Genomic DNA, 16284 nt, shown 5'->3' on the forward strand with positions numbered 1-16284 from the left:
GCCGGGGTGACAACCGGTGGTAATAAAGCGAAGAAATTCGGTGGAGCGGTAGTTCAGTCGGTTAGAATACCTGCCTGTCACGCAGGGGGTCGCGGGTTCGAGTCCCGTCCGTTCCGCCACTTATTAAAATTAAGCCTGCTATATTAGCGGGCTTAATAGCGAGAAAGATTTAGGGGCGTAGCTCAGTTGGTAGAGCACCGGTCTCCAAAACCGGGTGTCGCGAGTTCGAGTCTCTCCGCCCCTGCCATATATAATCCTTTGCTTCGGCAAAGGATTTTTTTTGTTTGTCATTTCGTCCATTCCTCTGCCTTCACCCCGTTTTGGTCACTCCATCCATGGAGTCAGATCTTTATTCCAGTATGCTGCTTTTCAGGATCTCGCGAATATGCGCTTGTTTATCGCTATTTTGTAGCCAAATGGCATACAGAGGACGTGAGAGTGTCGCGCTATCGGTCACCGTATGTAGACCGCTTTTCTGCTGCGCCCAACTGACGGGTAACCAGGTACAGCCATTCAAGGTACTGAGTTGCTGATAGGCCAGTTCCGCGGAGCTCGTTGTCAACAGTGGCACATCATCGCTACCAATCAGCCCCACTTCGTTTTGCTGAAAATCCGGCCCCCATTCCAGACGCAGGTAGTTCAAATCATTCTTATTTTTCCCTGGGGCGGCACAATAGAGCGCCAGGGTGAAATTACCCAGCAACTGACAGCTTAATTCATCCATCTTCGGTGATTCAGTTGTGATCAGGAGATCGAGCTGGCGTTCATGCAACTGTTTAACTAATGACTGACGTTGGGCGATCCGCGCCTCGAATTGCAGGTTATAGGGATCTTTGTAGAGAGTCCCCAGCCAGCCGTTCAGCAGACATTCCCAAAGCGACGCGCTGGCACCGATGGAGAATTCGTTATGTCGCGAAGAGTGAGCGACCTCCTTGCGCGCGGCCTGCCAGGTGTTCATCAACGTTTCGGCGTAGGGCAGGAGCTTTTCTCCGGCGGTCGTCAGACGAATGTTATTACGATGGCGGGTGAACAGGTTCACGCCAAGTTGATTCTCCAGCTGACGAATACGAAAGCTGACCGCTGACTGCGTCAGGTAAAGTGCCTCTGCTGCCCGCCCAAAGTGACGAGTTCTGCTCACTTCCAGGAAAGTCTTGAGCAATTCCGTATCCACACCGTTCTCCACAAAATTATTTGTCGTCATGATTTAAATGTTTTGTTTGACGCTCTGTCAAGCGTAACTAATACTCCGCGCCATAAATAGCTCGGCCAAAGAATCAGGAGCGTGTAGGATGGCGGAAAGCTTTACGACGACTAATCGTTTTTTCGACAATAAAAATTATCCACGCGGGTTCTCCCGTCATGGTGATTTCACCATCAAAGAGGCGCAACTGCTGGAACGTCATGGTTATGCCTTTAACGAACTGGAACTGGGTAAACGCGAACCTGTTACCGATGATGAAAAACAATTTGTCTCGGTGTGCCGTGGTGAACGTGAACCGGTAACGGAAGCAGAACGCGTATGGATTAAGTATATGGCACGCATTAAGCGGCCGAAGCGTTTCCATACTCTTTCCGGCGGCAAACCGCAGATGGAAGGCGCTGACGATTACACCGAAAGCGATGACTAAGAAAAGGGCGTAAGCCCTTTTTTTACGCCATCATTTTTTGCAGATGGCTAAGCATCCGATCTATTGCCCGATAGCTAAGCGCCTCCTGCAAATGGTGGCGTTCAATCTCTTCAGCCTCTGCCAGATCGGCAATGGTTCTTGCCACTTTTAACAGACGCTGCCAGGCCCGTATAGAAAGCCCCAGGTGAGTTAGCGTCTGTTCCAGCCAGACAGCATCATCCTGCCGCAAGTGGCAGCAGCTCTTCATTTCACGATTCTCAAGATGCGCATTCAGCTTATTTTGCCTGAGCATTTGACGTTCACGCGCCGCCAGCACACGCTGACGGACTGTCGTACTCGATTCTTCACCTCGTATGCCCTGGCTCAGTATCCCCGGCGGTGGCAGCGGGATCTCTAAGGAGAGATCGAAGCGGTCGAGAAAAGGGCCAGACAGGCGCCCAAGGTAGCGCAATGTCTGCTCAGGCGACGCGCGATTATGTTTGCCCTGATAATGCCCGGTCGGGCTTGGGTTCATTGCTGCAATAAGCTGAAAGCGCGCCGGATAGTCAATTTTGGCGCGCGATCGTGATATGTGGATCTTGCCTGACTCAATGGGCTCACGTAGCGCATCCAGCACCCGCCGCTCAAACTCCGGTAGCTCATCAAGAAATAGCACGCCATTATGGGCCAGTGAAATCTCGCCTGGGGCAGGTATTGAGCCCCCGCCCACCATCGCCGCCAGCGAGGCGCTATGGTGAGGGGCGCGGAACGGCCTCTGACGCCACCGGGTCTTTGCGGTGTGGAGGTTGACCAGACTTTGAATGGCCGTGCTCTCCAGCGCTTCCTGATTGCTTAATGGCGGCAAAAGGCCGGGGAGCCGGCTGGCAAGCATGGTTTTGCCGGTGCCTGGTGGGCCAATCAGGAGCAGGTTGTGGCCACCGGCCGCCACAATCTCCAGCGCCCGTTTGCCCTGTTGCTGGCCGATAACATCTCGCAGATCTTCGCAGCGTTCATCAACGGCGGGCACTTCGGCGAGAGGCGGTGAAAGCGATGCTTGCCCCGCGAGAAACGCGCACACCTGCTGCAGATGGTCGGCGACCAGGCAATCGCTGCCGCCGATCAGACCCACCTCAGCCGCATTGTCAGAGGAGACGACAATGCGCCGGCCGGCTTTAATGGCTTCCATTGCGCTGGGGATCGCCCCAGGAACGCCGCGTAAGCCGCCTGTAAGGGCGAGTTCGCCCACAAACTCATATTGATTCAATCGGGTAGTGTTGAGCTGCTCTGAGGCGACGAGAAGTGCGAGAGCGATGGGAAGGTCGTATCGTCCACCTTCTTTAGGCAGATCCGCGGGTGCCAGGTTAATGGTTATTTTCTTCGCAGGGAAAGCGTAGCCGCTGTTGATCAAGGCGCTGCGTACCCGGTCGCGGGCCTCTTTCACGGTGGTCTCCGGTAGTCCGACCATGGTCAAGCCAGGCAGACCGCTGCTGAGATGAACCTCGATAGTAATCAATGGCGCTTCGATACCGAGCGCCGCGCGTGTGTAAACGATGGCGAGCGACATAAAACCTCCTGGACAGAGACGGATTATGACGAGCCTGCCGTGAAACAGCAGCGGCAATAACACGAAGTTAGAAGCAGAAATCCATTATTTTCACGCCATCTCGTTACATTTAGCCGAAAATGGAAACGTGATCGAAAAACGTGGTGCGTCCGAAACAGAGATTGGCGCTGAGCGTACAGCGTGAAAGAAAACTGAATTTTTTTCATTTCTGATTTTCTTCATATAAAACAATTATTTTTCCTGAAACTGTTAGGCTGCTCAGAAACGAAAATATAAAAAAATCTTGTGTTTTATGTGATGTCTGTGGTACCTCTTTAGGTATTCCTTCGAACAAGAAGCCAGAAAGTACAGAAAATGACAGCCCTTCTACGAGTGATTAGCCTGGTCGTGATTAGCGTGGTGGTGATTATTATCCCACCGTGCGGGGCTGCACTTGGACGAGGAAAGGCTTAAGAATCAAGCCTTAACGAACTAAGACCCCCGCACCGAAAGGTCCGGGGGTTTTTTTATAACTGAAATAACCTAAGCGAGGAGCAGATGATGACTTTTAGCATAAAATTCTGTTTCTCCCGATTTATGACGGGGAACTAACTATGAATGGCGCGCAGTGGGTGGTACATGCTTTGCGGACACAGGGAGTCGACACAGTTTTTGGCTATCCGGGTGGCGCAATTATGCCGGTTTACGATGCACTGTATGACGGCGGCGTGGAGCACCTGCTGTGTCGGCATGAGCAAGGGGCAGCCATGGCGGCCATTGGCTATGCGCGAGCGACCGGGAAAACCGGGGTGTGCATAGCGACGTCCGGCCCGGGCGCGACCAACCTGATCACTGGCCTGGCGGACGCCCTGCTTGATTCCATCCCCATTGTCGCTATCACCGGCCAGGTGGCCGCTCCCTTCATCGGCACGGATGCGTTCCAGGAAGTAGACGTTCTCGGTTTGTCACTGGCCTGTACTAAGCACAGTTTCCTCGTGCAGTCTCTGGATGAGCTGCCGCGGGTTATCGCTGAAGCTTTCCAGGTGGCAAACTCAGGCCGTCCGGGCCCGGTGCTGGTTGATATCCCTAAAGATATTCAGATGGCGCAGGGCGAGCTTGATCCTCATTTCTCTACCGTCGACGATGAGATGGCGTTCCCGCAGGCGGAGGTTGCTCAGGCTCTGCAGATGCTGGCTCAGGCACAGAAACCGATGCTGTATGTTGGCGGTGGGGTGGGTATGGCGCAGGCGGTACCGGCTTTGCGTGAATTCCTGGCGGTGACCCGAATGCCGGCAACCTGCACGCTGAAAGGGTTGGGCGTGGTGGCCGCAGATTATCCGTATTATCTCGGTATGCTGGGCATGCACGGCACTAAGGCGGCCAACATGGCGGTACAGGAGTGCGATCTGCTGATCGCTGTCGGCGCGCGCTTTGACGACCGTGTGACCGGTAAGCTCAATACCTTCGCTCCGCATGCCAAAGTGATCCACATGGACATCGATCCGGCTGAACTGAACAAGCTGCGTCAGGCGCACATCGGTCTGACCGGCGATCTGAACCGCTTGCTGCCGGCGCTGCAGCAGCCGTTAGCTATCGATGCCTGGCGCGAGCATAATGCCGCACTGCGTACCGAGCACGCCTGGCGTTACGATCATCCCGGCGAGGCGATCTACGCGCCGCTGCTGCTGAAGCAGCTTTCCGACCGTAAGCCGGCGGACAGCGTTGTGACAACCGACGTTGGCCAGCACCAGATGTGGTCGGCTCAACATATGACCTATACCCGCCCGGAAAACTTTATCACCTCCAGCGGCTTAGGCACGATGGGCTTTGGCCTGCCGGCCGCTGTTGGCGCCCAGGTGGCGCGCCCGGATGATACGGTGATCTGTATCTCCGGTGACGGTTCCTTCATGATGAACGTGCAGGAGCTGGGCACCGTCAAACGCAAGCAGTTACCGTTGAAGATCGTGTTACTCGACAACCAGCGGTTAGGGATGGTTCGACAATGGCAGCAGCTGTTTTTCCAGGAACGTTATAGCGAAACCACTCTGACTGATAACCCTGATTTCCTCACGCTGGCCAGCGCCTTCGGTATTCCTGGCCAACACATCACCCGTAAAGACCAGGTTGAAGCGGCACTCGACACCATGCTTTCGAGCCAGGGGCCATACCTGCTTCATGTCTCAATCGACGAACTTGAGAATGTCTGGCCGTTGGTGCCGCCCGGCGCCAGTAATGCAGAAATGCTGGAGAAATTATCATGAAGCAACATCAGGTCGCTTTGCAGGCGCGTTTCAATCCGGAAACCTTAGAGCGCGTGCTGCGCGTGGTCCGCCACCGTGGTTTTCAAATCTGCTCAATGAACATGGAAACCGCGCCAGATGCGCAAAATATAAATATCGAATTGACCGTTGCCAGCCCGCGGCCCGTCGAATTACTGTTTAGCCAATTAAGTAAACTGGTCGACGTTGCCTGCGTCGAGATCCAGCAACCCACATCACAACAAATCCGCGCCTGAGCGCAGAGGAATAAAAAAAATGACGACGAAGAAAGCTGATTACATTTGGTTCAATGGCGAGATGACCCCATGGGGCGAGGCGAAAGTGCACGTCATGTCCCATGCGTTGCACTACGGTACTTCGGTATTCGAAGGCATCCGCTGCTACGACTCGCACAAAGGCCCGGTGGTGTTCCGTCATCGCGAACATATGCAGCGTCTGCATGACTCAGCCAAAATTTATCGTTTCCCGGTCTCGCAGAGTGTTGATGAGCTGATGGAAGCCTGCCGCGAAGTTATCCGTACCAATAAACTGACCAGCGCTTATATTCGTCCGCTGGTGTTTGTTGGCGATGTTGGCATGGGCGTTAACCCGCCGGACGGTTACAAAACCGACGTTATCATCGCGGCGTTCCCGTGGGGAGCCTACCTCGGCGCAGAAGCGCTGGAGCAGGGGATCGATGCGATGGTTTCTTCCTGGAACCGCGCGGCGCCGAACACCATCCCAACCGCGGCGAAAGCGGGCGGCAACTATCTCTCCTCTCTGCTGGTCGGCAGTGAAGCGCGTCGTCACGGTTATCAGGAAGGTATCGCGCTGGATGTTAACGGCTATATCTCTGAAGGTGCAGGCGAAAACCTGTTTGAGGTAAAAGATGGCGTGCTGTTTACTCCGCCGTTTACCTCTTCCGCGCTACCGGGCATTACCCGCGACGCGATCATCAAGCTGGCGAAAGATCTTGGCATCGAAGTGCGCGAGCAGGTGCTGTCCCGTGAATCGCTGTACCTCGCGGATGAAGTGTTCATGTCCGGCACCGCGGCAGAAATCACCCCGGTACGCAGCGTTGACGGCATCCAGGTCGGCGCAGGTCGCCGCGGGCCGGTGACCAAACGCATTCAGGAAGCCTTCTTTGGCCTCTTCACCGGTGAAACAGAAGATAAATGGGGCTGGTTGGATCCGGTAAGTAAGTAATTAAAAATGGGACGGCACGCACCGTCCCATTTAATAAACAGAGATGGGAGTAAAAAGAGCATGCCTAAGTACCGTTCCGCCACCACCACACATGGCCGCAACATGGCGGGCGCCCGCGCGTTGTGGCGCGCAACCGGAATGACCGATGCCGATTTCGGCAAACCGATTATCGCCGTCGTCAACTCCTTTACCCAGTTTGTCCCCGGGCACGTGCACCTGCGCGATCTCGGCAAACTGGTTGCCGAGCAGATTGAAGCGGCAGGCGGTGTCGCCAAAGAATTTAACACCATCGCGGTGGATGATGGCATCGCCATGGGCCACGGGGGTATGCTCTATTCACTGCCATCCCGTGAGCTTATCGCCGACTCGGTCGAGTACATGGTTAATGCCCACTGCGCCGATGCCATGGTCTGTATCTCCAACTGCGACAAAATCACCCCGGGGATGCTGATGGCCTCTCTGCGCCTGAACATTCCGGTGATCTTTGTTTCCGGCGGTCCAATGGAAGCCGGGAAGACCAAGCTGTCAGATAAAATCATCAAGCTCGACCTGGTGGATGCGATGATCCAGGGGGCGGATCCGAAAGTGTCCGACGAACAGAGTAACCAGGTGGAACGTTCTGCTTGTCCGACCTGCGGCTCCTGTTCCGGGATGTTCACAGCGAACTCCATGAACTGCCTGACCGAAGCGCTGGGCCTGTCACAGCCGGGTAACGGCTCGCTGCTGGCGACCCACGCCGATCGTAAGGAGCTGTTCCTGAACGCCGGTAAACGTATCGTAGGGCTGACCAAACGCTACTACGAGCAGGATGATGCTTCCGCCTTGCCGCGCAATATCGCCAGCAAGGCGGCATTTGAAAACGCCATGACCCTCGATATCGCGATGGGCGGTTCAACCAACACCGTTCTGCACCTGCTGGCGGCGGCGCAGGAAGCCGAAATCGACTTCACCATGAGCGATATCGACAAACTGTCCCGCAAGGTCCCGCAGCTGTGTAAAGTGGCGCCGAGTACGCAGAAATACCATATGGAAGACGTGCACCGCGCCGGTGGCGTGCTGGGCATTCTGGGCGAACTGGACCGCGCCGGTTTACTCAACCGCGATGTCAAAAACGTCCTTGGCCTGACGCTGCCGCAGACCCTGGAACAGTACGATGTGATGCTGACCCAGGACGACGCGGTGAAAAAAATGTTCCGCGCCGGCCCGGCGGGGATCCGTACCACCCAGGCGTTCTCGCAGGATTGCCGCTGGGATACCCTGGATGACGATCGCGCCGAGGGATGTATCCGTTCTCTGGAACATGCCTACAGTAAAGACGGTGGCCTGGCGGTCCTGTACGGTAACTTTGCCGAAAACGGCTGTATTGTCAAAACCGCCGGTGTGGACGATAGCATCCTGAAATTTACCGGCCCGGCGAAAGTTTATGAAAGCCAGGACGAAGCGGTTGATGCCATCCTCGGCGGCAAAGTGGTGGCAGGCGACGTCGTGGTTATCCGCTATGAAGGGCCGAAAGGCGGGCCGGGGATGCAGGAGATGCTCTATCCGACCACCTTCCTGAAGTCTATGGGGCTTGGTAAAGCGTGCGCGCTGATCACCGATGGTCGTTTCTCCGGCGGCACCTCCGGGCTTTCCATCGGCCACGTATCGCCGGAAGCGGCGAGCGGCGGCAACATTGCGATTATCGAAGATGGCGACATGATTGCTATCGATATCCCGAACCGCGGTATCCAGCTGCAGCTGAGCGATGCAGAAATCGCCGCCCGTCGCGAAGCACAGGAAGCGCGTGGCGATAAGGCGTGGACGCCGAAAGACCGCGAGCGCCAGGTCTCCTTTGCGCTGCGCGCTTATGCCAGCCTCGCGACCAGCGCCGACAAAGGCGCGGTACGCGATAAATCAAAACTGGGTGGCTAATTATGGCGGACTCACAACCCCTGTCCGGTGCCCCTGAGGGCGCCGAATACCTGAGAGCAGTGCTGCGCGCGCCGGTTTATGAAGCGGTGCAGAAAACGCCGCTGCAAAAAATGGACAAGCTCTCTTCGCGGCTGGATAACGTTATTCTGGTCAAACGCGAAGATCGCCAGCCGGTACACAGCTTTAAGCTGCGCGGCGCCTACGCGATGATGTCCAGCCTGACGGCGGAACAGAAATCGAATGGGGTGATCACGGCATCGGCAGGCAACCATGCGCAGGGAGTGGCTTTCTCAGCCTCCCGGCTTGGGGTTAAGGCGCTGATCGTGATGCCGGTGGCGACCGCGGATATCAAAGTCGATGCCGTTCGCGGCTTTGGCGGCGAAGTGCTGCTGCATGGCGCCAACTTTGACGAAGCGAAGGCGAGAGCGATTGAGCTGGCGCAGCAGCAGGGCTTTACCTGGGTGCCGCCGTTCGATCACCCGATGGTGATCGCCGGTCAGGGAACCTTGGCGCTGGAGCTGCTGCAGCAGGATGCCCACATCGATCGTGTGTTCGTTCCGGTGGGCGGCGGCGGTCTGGCGGCGGGCGTGGCGGTGCTGATCAAGCAGCTGATGCCGCAGATTAAAGTGATAGCGGTAGAAGCGGAAGACTCGGCATGTCTGAAAGCGGCGCTGGATGCCGGTCATCCGGTGGATCTGCCGCGCGTCGGTTTGTTTGCTGAAGGCGTGGCGGTCAAACGCATCGGCGATGAAACCTTCCGTTTGTGCCAGGAGTATCTGGACGACATCATCACCGTCGACAGCGACGCTATTTGCGCGGCGATGAAAGATCTGTTCGAAGATGTGCGGGCGGTGGCGGAGCCTTCCGGCGCGCTGGCGTTGGCGGGGATGAAGAAATATGTCGCCCAGCACAATATTCGCGGCGAGCGACTGGCTCATATCCTGTCCGGGGCCAACGTTAACTTCCACGGCCTGCGCTACGTGTCTGAGCGCTGCGAGCTCGGGGAACAACGCGAAGCGCTGCTGGCGGTGACGATCCCGGAAGAGAAGGGCAGCTTTCTGAAGTTTTGCCAGCTGCTGGGCGGGCGCTCGGTGACGGAGTTCAACTACCGCTTTGCCGATGCCAAAGACGCCTGCATTTTTGTCGGGGTGCGCCTGAGTCGCGGGCTGGAGGAGCGGAAAGAGATCCTCCAGTTACTGAACGACGGCGGCTACAGTGTCGTTGACCTTTCCGATGACGAAATGGCCAAGCTGCATGTGCGCTATATGGTCGGCGGCCGGCCGTCAAAAGCGCTGCAGGAACGTCTGTTCAGCTTCGAGTTCCCTGAATCGCCGGGGGCGCTGCTGAAGTTCCTGCACACCCTTGGCACCCACTGGAATATTTCGCTGTTCCACTACCGTAGCCACGGCACCGACTATGGTCGGGTGTTAGCGGCCTTCGAGCTGGGCGAGCACGAGCCGGACTTTGAAACCCGTCTTAACGAGCTGGGCTATGAGTGCCACGACGAAACCCATAACCCGGCATTCCGCTTTTTTCTCGCGGGCTAGTGGTTAGGCAGTATTTTCCAGAAAGCATCAATAAGCGGCTCATGCAGCCGCTTTTTTTGTGCGCAAACGCCCAGCTCAAACGGGGTTTGCTCATCGCTGCGCTCCAGAATCATCACCCGGTTGCGTACTGGTTCCGGGCTGTTTTCCAGTACTACCTCCGGTAGCAGCGCCACGCCGCAGCCGAGGGCGACCATCGACACCATCGCTTCGTGGCCCCCGACGGTGGCGTAGATCGACGGGTTGCTGATTTTATGCCGTCGAAACCACAGCTCGATACGCCGACGTACCGGCCCCTGGTCAGCCATGATAAACGGCACTGTCGACCAGTCCGGACGCTCAACGGTCACCTGGTTACGCACCGGGCAGGGAAGGGCCGGGGCAATTAACACCACGGCGAGGTTCTCCAGCATCGAAAACGCCACCGATCCCGGCAGGGTCTCTGGTTTACCGGCAATCGCCAGGTCGGCTTCGCCGGTGACGACCTTCTCCATGGCGTCAGCGGCGTCGCCGGTCGATAATTTTATCTCAACCGAAGGATGCGCGGCGCGAAAGCGGTCGAGGATCGGCGGCAGATGGCTATAAGCGGCGGTGACAGAGCAGAAGATATGCAGCTCACCGGAGAGCGAAGGTCCCTGCTGATCGATGGCGTGGCGAAGCTGCTGATACTGCAGTAAGGTCTGCTGGGCAAAGGTGCGTAGCTCTTCCCCGGCTTCGGTGAGCGTCACCGTGCGATTATCACGCACGAACAGCGGCTGGCCGAGGTCCTCTTCCAGGCGTTGAATTTGGCGCGAAAGTGTCGAAGGGCTGACGTGCATGGCCCGCGCGCTGCGGCCAAAATGGCGGCTTTCCGCCAGATGCAAAAAGGTTTTCAGATCGCGTAAATCCACGGCGCGTACTCCCCGATTTTGTATTTCATAAATTGCAACGTGACGTTGTGAATATATCAATTTCCGCAATAAAATTCCTGTCATATAGTAAGTTCATTCTCGCAAAAGCGAACCGAACAATAAGCACGACAACACAACATCACGAGGTATCACCATGGCTAACTACTTCAACACACTGAATCTGCGCCAGCAGCTGGCACAGCTGGGCAAATGCCGCTTTATGGGGCGCGATGAATTTGCCGATGGCGCAAGCTATCTTCAGGGTAAAAAAGTAGTCATCGTCGGCTGTGGCGCGCAGGGCCTGAACCAGGGTCTGAACATGCGTGATTCCGGCCTGGATATCTCCTATGCGTTGCGTAAAGAAGCGATTGCCGAGAAGCGCGCTTCCTGGCGTAAAGCGACCGAAAACGGCTTCAAAGTCGGTACCTATGAAGAGCTGATCCCGCAGGCCGACCTGGTAGTTAACCTGACGCCGGACAAACAGCACTCTGACGTTGTGCGTTCCGTACAGCCGCTGATGAAAGACGGCGCGGCGCTGGGTTACTCCCACGGCTTCAACATCGTTGAAGTGGGTGAGCAGATCCGCAAAGACATCACCGTGGTGATGGTGGCGCCGAAGTGCCCGGGTACCGAAGTTCGTGAAGAGTACAAACGCGGTTTCGGCGTGCCGACGCTTATCGCCGTCCACCCGGAAAACGATCCGAAAGGCGAAGGCATGGCCATTGCCAAAGCCTGGGCAGCGGCGACCGGCGGCCATCGTGCGGGTGTTCTGGAATCCTCCTTCGTGGCGGAAGTGAAATCTGACCTGATGGGTGAGCAGACCATCCTCTGCGGCATGCTGCAGGCGGGTTCGCTGCTGTGCTTCGATAAGCTGGTGGCGGAAGGTACCGATCCGGCTTATGCGGAAAAACTGATTCAGTTCGGTTGGGAAACCATCACCGAAGCGCTGAAACAAGGCGGCATCACGCTGATGATGGATCGCCTGTCTAATCCGGCGAAACTGCGCGCTTATGCGCTGTCCGAACAGCTGAAAGAGATCATGGCGCCGCTGTTCCAGAAACACATGGATGACATTATCTCCGGCGAATTCTCCTCCGGTATGATGGCGGACTGGGCGAACGATGATAAGAAACTGCTGACCTGGCGTGAAGAGACCGGCAAAACCGCCTTCGAAACCGCCCCGCAGTATGAAGGCAAAATCGGCGAGCAGGAGTACTTCGATAAAGGCGTTCTGATGATCGCGATGGTGAAAGCGGGCGTTGAGCTGGCGTTCGAAACCATGGTTGATTCCGGCATTATCGAAGAGTCCGCTTACTATGAATCACTGCACGAGCTGCCGCTGATCGCGAACACTATCGCCCGTAAGCGTCTGTATGAAATGAACGTGGTTATCTCTGATACCGCTGAGTACGGTAACTACCTGTTCTCTTACGCTTGCGTACCGCTGCTGAAAGAGTTCATGACTACCCTGCAGACCGGCGACCTGGGCAAAGCGATTGCTGAAGGCGCGGTAGATAACGCTCAGCTGCGTGACGTGAACGAAGCGATTCGTAACCACGCTATCGAAGCGGTAGGTAAGAAACTGCGCGGTTATATGACCGATATGAAACGTATCGCGGTAGCCGGCTAATTCCTCGTCGTCTTTCGACTTGCCGATGTGTTGGCTACGGTACGTACACCCCAGTCACATAGGAATCTATGTTCCTGGGGATGTACTTCCTTGCCGCCTTCCGGCAAGCCGAAATCCATAGAGGAATGGATTTGTTTAGTCGGCCTGATAAGCGAAGCGCCATCAGGCAAAAACCCGGAGATTAAGGTCCCCGGGTTTTTTATTATTTCCGGTACAGCACTTTGATGATGTGGTAACCGAACTGAGTATGCAGCGGGCCGGTCGGCTCCAGCTCAGGGCAGGAGAAGACCACTTTATCGAATGCCGGCACCATCTGGCCCTGACGGAACTCACCCAGATCGCCGCCGCGTTTGCCTGACGGACAAATGGAGTGTTTCTTTGCCAGCTTGCCGAAATCGGCACCGTTTTTAAGCTGCTCGAGCAGATCGAGTGCCAGTTTCTCTTCTTTTACCAGGATGTGCAGTGCTGCCGCGGTTTTAGCCATGATTGCGCCTTGATTGAGTTGGGATAAATCAGGGCGCCATAGTAGCACGCGTTACCGGCGATACAGCACCTTGATGATATGGTAGCCAAATTTGGTTTTCACCGGGCCATAGGGTTTGAGCAGCGGACAGCTGAAGACAGCTTGATCAAACGGGCCGACCATCGCGCCTTGCTGAAACTCGCCTAAGTCGCCGCCGTTGCGCCCCGACGGACATTTAGAATAGCGCTTTGCCAGATGATCGAAGCTAATGCCCCGTTCCAGTTTGGCGAGGATCTCGTGCGCCAGTTTCTCTTCTTTAACCAGAATATGCAGGGCCGCTGCGCTTTTTGCCATTACCAGATCCTCAGGATGAATTGCGTGGCTGACACTTTACCATCAGCCGGTAAATCTCGGCCTCGCTTTCTGCTACAATCCACACCCCGTTCGAAGATTGAGCAATATTCCCATGCGTTTAAACCCTGGCCAACAACAAGCCGTCGAATTCGTTACCGGACCGTGCCTGGTGCTGGCGGGCGCCGGTTCCGGTAAGACCCGCGTTATTACGAATAAAATCGCCCACCTGATCCGCGGCTGCGGTTATCAGGCGCGCCATATCGCGGCCGTCACCTTCACCAACAAGGCCGCGCGCGAAATGAAAGAGCGCGTCGGGCAAACGCTAGGGCGCAAAGAGGCGCGCGGGCTGATGATCTCCACCTTCCACACCCTGGGCCTGGATATCATCAAACGTGAATACGCCGCGCTGGGAATGAAATCTAACTTTTCCTTGTTCGATGATACTGACCAGGTCGCGCTGCTAAAAGAGCTCACCGAAGGGTTGATCGAAGATGACAAAGTGGTGTTGCAGCAGCTGATCTCGACGATCTCCAACTGGAAAAACGATCTGAAAACCCCGGCTCAGGCGGCGGCTGGCGCGAAAGGCGAAAGGGACCGCATCTTCGCGCACTGCTATGGGCTGTACGATGCCCATATGAAGGCCTGCAACGTCCTCGATTTTGACGATCTGATCCTGTTGCCGACGCTGCTGCTGCAGCGTAATGAAGAGGTGCGCGAACGCTGGCAGAACAAGATCCGTTACCTGCTGGTGGATGAGTATCAGGATACCAACACCAGCCAGTATGAACTGGTGAAGCTGCTGGTGGGACAGCGCGCGCGTTTTACCGTGGTGGGTGACGATGACCAGTCGATCTACTCGTGGCGCGGCGCGCGACCGCAGAACCTGGTGCTGCTCAGCCAGGATTTCCCGGCGCTGCAGGTGATCAAGCTAGAACAGAACTACCGCTCCTCCGGGCGTATTCTGAAAGCCGCTAACATTTTGATCGCCAATAACCCACACGTCTTTGAAAAGCGGCTGTTCTCTGAACTTGGCTACGGTACCGAGCTGAAAGTACTCTCCGCCAACAATGAAGATCATGAAGCGGAGCGCGTGGCCGGGGAACTGATCGCCCACCACTTTATTAATAAAACCAACTACAAAGACTACGCGATCCTTTACCGCGGCAACCACCAGTCGCGGGTCTTTGAAAAGATGCTGATGCAGAACCGCATCCCATACAAAATCTCCGGCGGCACCTCGTTCTTCTCGCGTCCGGAAATTAAAGACCTGCTGGCCTATCTGCGCGTACTGACCAATCCGGATGACGACAGCGCCTTCCTGCGCATCGTTAATACGCCGAAGCGCGAGATTGGTCCGGCGACATTGCAAAAGCTGGGTGAGTGGGCGATGAGCCGCAATAAAGGCTTATTCACCGCCAGCTTTGACATGGGGTTAAGCCAGACGCTGACCGGGCGCGGGTACGAATCCCTCACGCGCTTTACCCACTGGCTGCGGGAAATTCAGCAACTGACCGAACGCGAGCCCGTTGCCGCCGTTCGTGATTTGATTCGTGGGATTGATTATGAATCCTGGCTGTATGAAACCTCGCCCAGCCCGAAAGCCGCGGAAATGCGGATGAAAAACGTCAACCAGCTGTTTACCTGGATGACCGAGATGCTGGAAGGTAGCGAAATCGATGAGCCGATGACCCTGACGCAGGTGGTCACCCGCTTTACCCTGCGCGATATGATGGAACGTGGCGAATCGGATGAAGAGCTCGATCAGGTGCAGCTAATGACCCTCCATGCCTCAAAAGGGCTGGAGTTCCCGTATGTTTACCTGGTGGGAATGGAAGAGGGATTGCTGCCGCACCAGAGCAGCATCGATGAAGATAACGTCGATGAAGAACGGCGACTGGCTTACGTCGGCATCACGCGCGCGCAAAAAGAGCTGACCTTTACGTTGTGCAAGGAACGCCGGCAGTATGGTGAGCTGGTGCGCCCGGAGCCAAGCCGTTTCCTGCTCGAGCTCCCGCAGGACGATCTGATATGGGAGCAGGAGCGAAAAGTCATCTCTGCGGAAGAACGTATGCATAAAGGCCAGGCCAACGTCGCGAATATTAAAGCGATGCTGGCGAAGGCGAAAAAAGGCTAACGCCTCAGGCAACAAACTGCTGCCAGGCGGCGGAGAAGGGCATTACCAGCAGCAGTGAGGGCAGCATGTTGGCGGTGGGGAAATGGCGAATACCACAAAGCCGAAAACCGGTCGCCAGCATAATGATGCCGCCGCAGGCAGTGAAATCAGCGATCATCGATGGGTTTATCAACGTCATAATAAACGTGGCGGCGAAGAACAGAATCACGAAGATGATCAGCTGAGGAATAAAAATCGTAGTGATGATGTAGCCTAGCGTGGAAGCAAAAATGGCGGCGGTGAAAAAGTCGAGTATCGACTTGGTCAGCAGAATGGTCGGGTCGCCGGTCATCCCTTCGGTTAAAGCACCGAAGATCCCGGTGCCGCTGGCGCAGAACAGGATCAGCACGGCGATAAACTGATTCATAAAATCTTCCGCACTCACGCTGGTGCTAGCCTGCGCCGGGAAAATGCGTTCAATGGGAGTGCGTAGCGTTGTCCCGGCCCGCTCAATCCATTTTTCAATATTCAGCAGGCCGCCAATAATCGTGCCGACAATAATGGCCAGGGCAATGGGTGGCAGATTGTGCAATTTATTGACAAAGAAGATACCCATGCTGATGGAGATCAGACCGGCAATTAGCGGCAAGGTTTTCTTGAAGTGTTCCGGAATAAAGCGATTCAGCGAGGCGCCAGCCAGCGCACCGACGAGAAGCGAGCCGCTACAGACAAATATACCTATTGCCATCATTTATTCTCCCTAAT

At 55.9% G+C, this 16284-nt stretch carries 16 protein-coding genes and 2 tRNA genes; 12 read left to right on the forward strand and 6 right to left on the reverse strand.

The features are described 5' to 3' along the window. Positions 1–42: 42 nt before the first annotated feature. Both CWM58_RS25945 and CWM58_RS25950 read left to right on the forward strand, forming a co-directional pair. Positions 43–119, forward strand: a tRNA-Asp gene (locus CWM58_RS25945). A gap of 52 nt (positions 120–171) precedes the next feature. After that, a tRNA-Trp gene (locus tag CWM58_RS25950) sits at positions 172–247 on the forward strand. A 102-nt stretch (positions 248–349) separates the two neighbouring features. On the opposite strand, the gene hdfR is transcribed toward CWM58_RS25950, so the two are convergent. Next, positions 350–1171: an HTH-type transcriptional regulator HdfR gene (hdfR, locus tag CWM58_RS25955; RefSeq protein ID WP_061156219.1), complete on the reverse strand. Its 822-nt coding sequence runs from the start codon at positions 1169–1171 to the stop codon at positions 350–352. Between the two features lie 118 nt (positions 1172–1289). On the opposite strand from hdfR, the gene CWM58_RS25960 reads away from it, so the two are divergent. Further along, complete coding sequence (locus CWM58_RS25960; protein WP_004886877.1) at positions 1290–1628, forward strand: DUF413 domain-containing protein; 339 nt, start codon at positions 1290–1292, stop codon at positions 1626–1628. Positions 1629–1650: 22 nt separating this feature from the next. Here the strand turns inward: CWM58_RS25960 and CWM58_RS25965 are convergent, their stop codons facing one another. After that, entirely contained in the window at positions 1651–3171 is a 1521-nt protein-coding gene (locus tag CWM58_RS25965) for a YifB family Mg chelatase-like AAA ATPase (protein ID WP_100682123.1), read from the reverse strand. 354 nt (positions 3172–3525) lie between these two features. Here CWM58_RS25965 and ilvL point away from each other — a divergent pair, with 354 nt between their 5' ends. The 7 genes from ilvL to ilvA all read left to right on the forward strand — a co-directional run bounded on the left by ilvL (position 3526) and on the right by ilvA (position 10072). Next, positions 3526–3624: an ilv operon leader peptide gene (gene ilvL / locus CWM58_RS25970; protein ID WP_001311244.1), complete on the forward strand. Its 99-nt coding sequence runs from the start codon at positions 3526–3528 to the stop codon at positions 3622–3624. A gap of 87 nt (positions 3625–3711) precedes the next feature. Then, positions 3712–3762, forward strand: a complete 51-nt coding sequence (gene ilvX / locus CWM58_RS29595; protein ID WP_175426296.1) for a peptide IlvX — start codon at positions 3712–3714, stop codon at positions 3760–3762. Positions 3763–3764: 2 nt separating this feature from the next. Then, positions 3765–5411 (forward strand): acetolactate synthase 2 catalytic subunit, encoded by a 1647-nt coding sequence (gene ilvG, locus CWM58_RS25975; RefSeq protein ID WP_100682124.1) that lies wholly within the window; start codon positions 3765–3767, stop codon positions 5409–5411. Next, positions 5408–5665, forward strand: coding sequence for an acetolactate synthase 2 small subunit (ilvM, locus tag CWM58_RS25980; RefSeq protein ID WP_032736936.1), 258 nt, complete (start codon positions 5408–5410; stop codon positions 5663–5665). Before ilvG ends, ilvM begins: the two co-directional genes overlap by 4 nt. Positions 5666–5684: 19 nt before the next feature. Then, the gene (locus CWM58_RS25985) at positions 5685–6614 is read left to right on the forward strand and encodes a branched-chain amino acid transaminase (protein WP_008807980.1); all 930 of its coding nucleotides are present in this window, start codon (positions 5685–5687) and stop codon (positions 6612–6614) included. A 60-nt stretch (positions 6615–6674) separates the two neighbouring features. Continuing rightward, complete coding sequence (gene ilvD, locus CWM58_RS25990; protein WP_100682125.1) at positions 6675–8525, forward strand: dihydroxy-acid dehydratase; 1851 nt, start codon at positions 6675–6677, stop codon at positions 8523–8525. Positions 8526–8527: 2 nt separating this feature from the next. Next, entirely contained in the window at positions 8528–10072 is a 1545-nt protein-coding gene (gene ilvA, locus CWM58_RS25995) for a threonine ammonia-lyase, biosynthetic (RefSeq protein ID WP_061156215.1), read from the forward strand. On the opposite strand, the gene ilvY is transcribed toward ilvA, so the two are convergent. After that, positions 10069–10959 (reverse strand): HTH-type transcriptional activator IlvY, encoded by an 891-nt coding sequence (ilvY, locus tag CWM58_RS26000; RefSeq protein WP_012543253.1) that lies wholly within the window; start codon positions 10957–10959, stop codon positions 10069–10071. The genes ilvA and ilvY overlap by 4 nt on opposite strands. Before the next feature lie 154 nt (positions 10960–11113). Here ilvY and ilvC point away from each other — a divergent pair, with 154 nt between their 5' ends. Next, a complete protein-coding gene (ilvC, locus tag CWM58_RS26005) occupies positions 11114–12589 on the forward strand; it encodes a ketol-acid reductoisomerase (protein ID WP_061156214.1) in 1476 nt (491 codons plus the stop codon). A gap of 202 nt (positions 12590–12791) precedes the next feature. Here ilvC and ppiC (CWM58_RS26010) read toward each other — a convergent pair whose 3' ends face one another. Both ppiC (CWM58_RS26010) and ppiC (CWM58_RS26015) read right to left on the reverse strand, forming a co-directional pair. Next, positions 12792–13073, reverse strand: coding sequence for a peptidylprolyl isomerase PpiC (gene ppiC, locus CWM58_RS26010; protein WP_002883180.1), 282 nt, complete (start codon positions 13071–13073; stop codon positions 12792–12794). A 51-nt stretch (positions 13074–13124) separates the two neighbouring features. Then, positions 13125–13406 carry a peptidylprolyl isomerase PpiC gene (ppiC, locus tag CWM58_RS26015; RefSeq protein WP_061156213.1) on the reverse strand — a complete coding sequence of 94 codons (282 nt, stop codon included), beginning with the start codon at positions 13404–13406 and terminating at the stop codon, positions 13125–13127. 112 nt (positions 13407–13518) lie between these two features. Here ppiC (CWM58_RS26015) and rep point away from each other — a divergent pair, with 112 nt between their 5' ends. Further along, a complete protein-coding gene (rep, locus tag CWM58_RS26020) occupies positions 13519–15540 on the forward strand; it encodes a DNA helicase Rep (RefSeq protein ID WP_012543251.1) in 2022 nt (673 codons plus the stop codon). Positions 15541–15544: 4 nt separating this feature from the next. Here rep and CWM58_RS26025 read toward each other — a convergent pair whose 3' ends face one another. Next, positions 15545–16267, reverse strand: a complete 723-nt coding sequence (locus CWM58_RS26025) for a DUF554 domain-containing protein (RefSeq protein ID WP_100682149.1) — start codon at positions 16265–16267, stop codon at positions 15545–15547. Between the last annotated feature and the right edge of the window lie 17 nt (positions 16268–16284).

Source organism: Klebsiella sp. H-Nf2, assembly GCF_002806645.1.
Classification (GTDB): Bacteria; Pseudomonadota; Gammaproteobacteria; order Enterobacterales; family Enterobacteriaceae; genus Klebsiella; species Klebsiella variicola.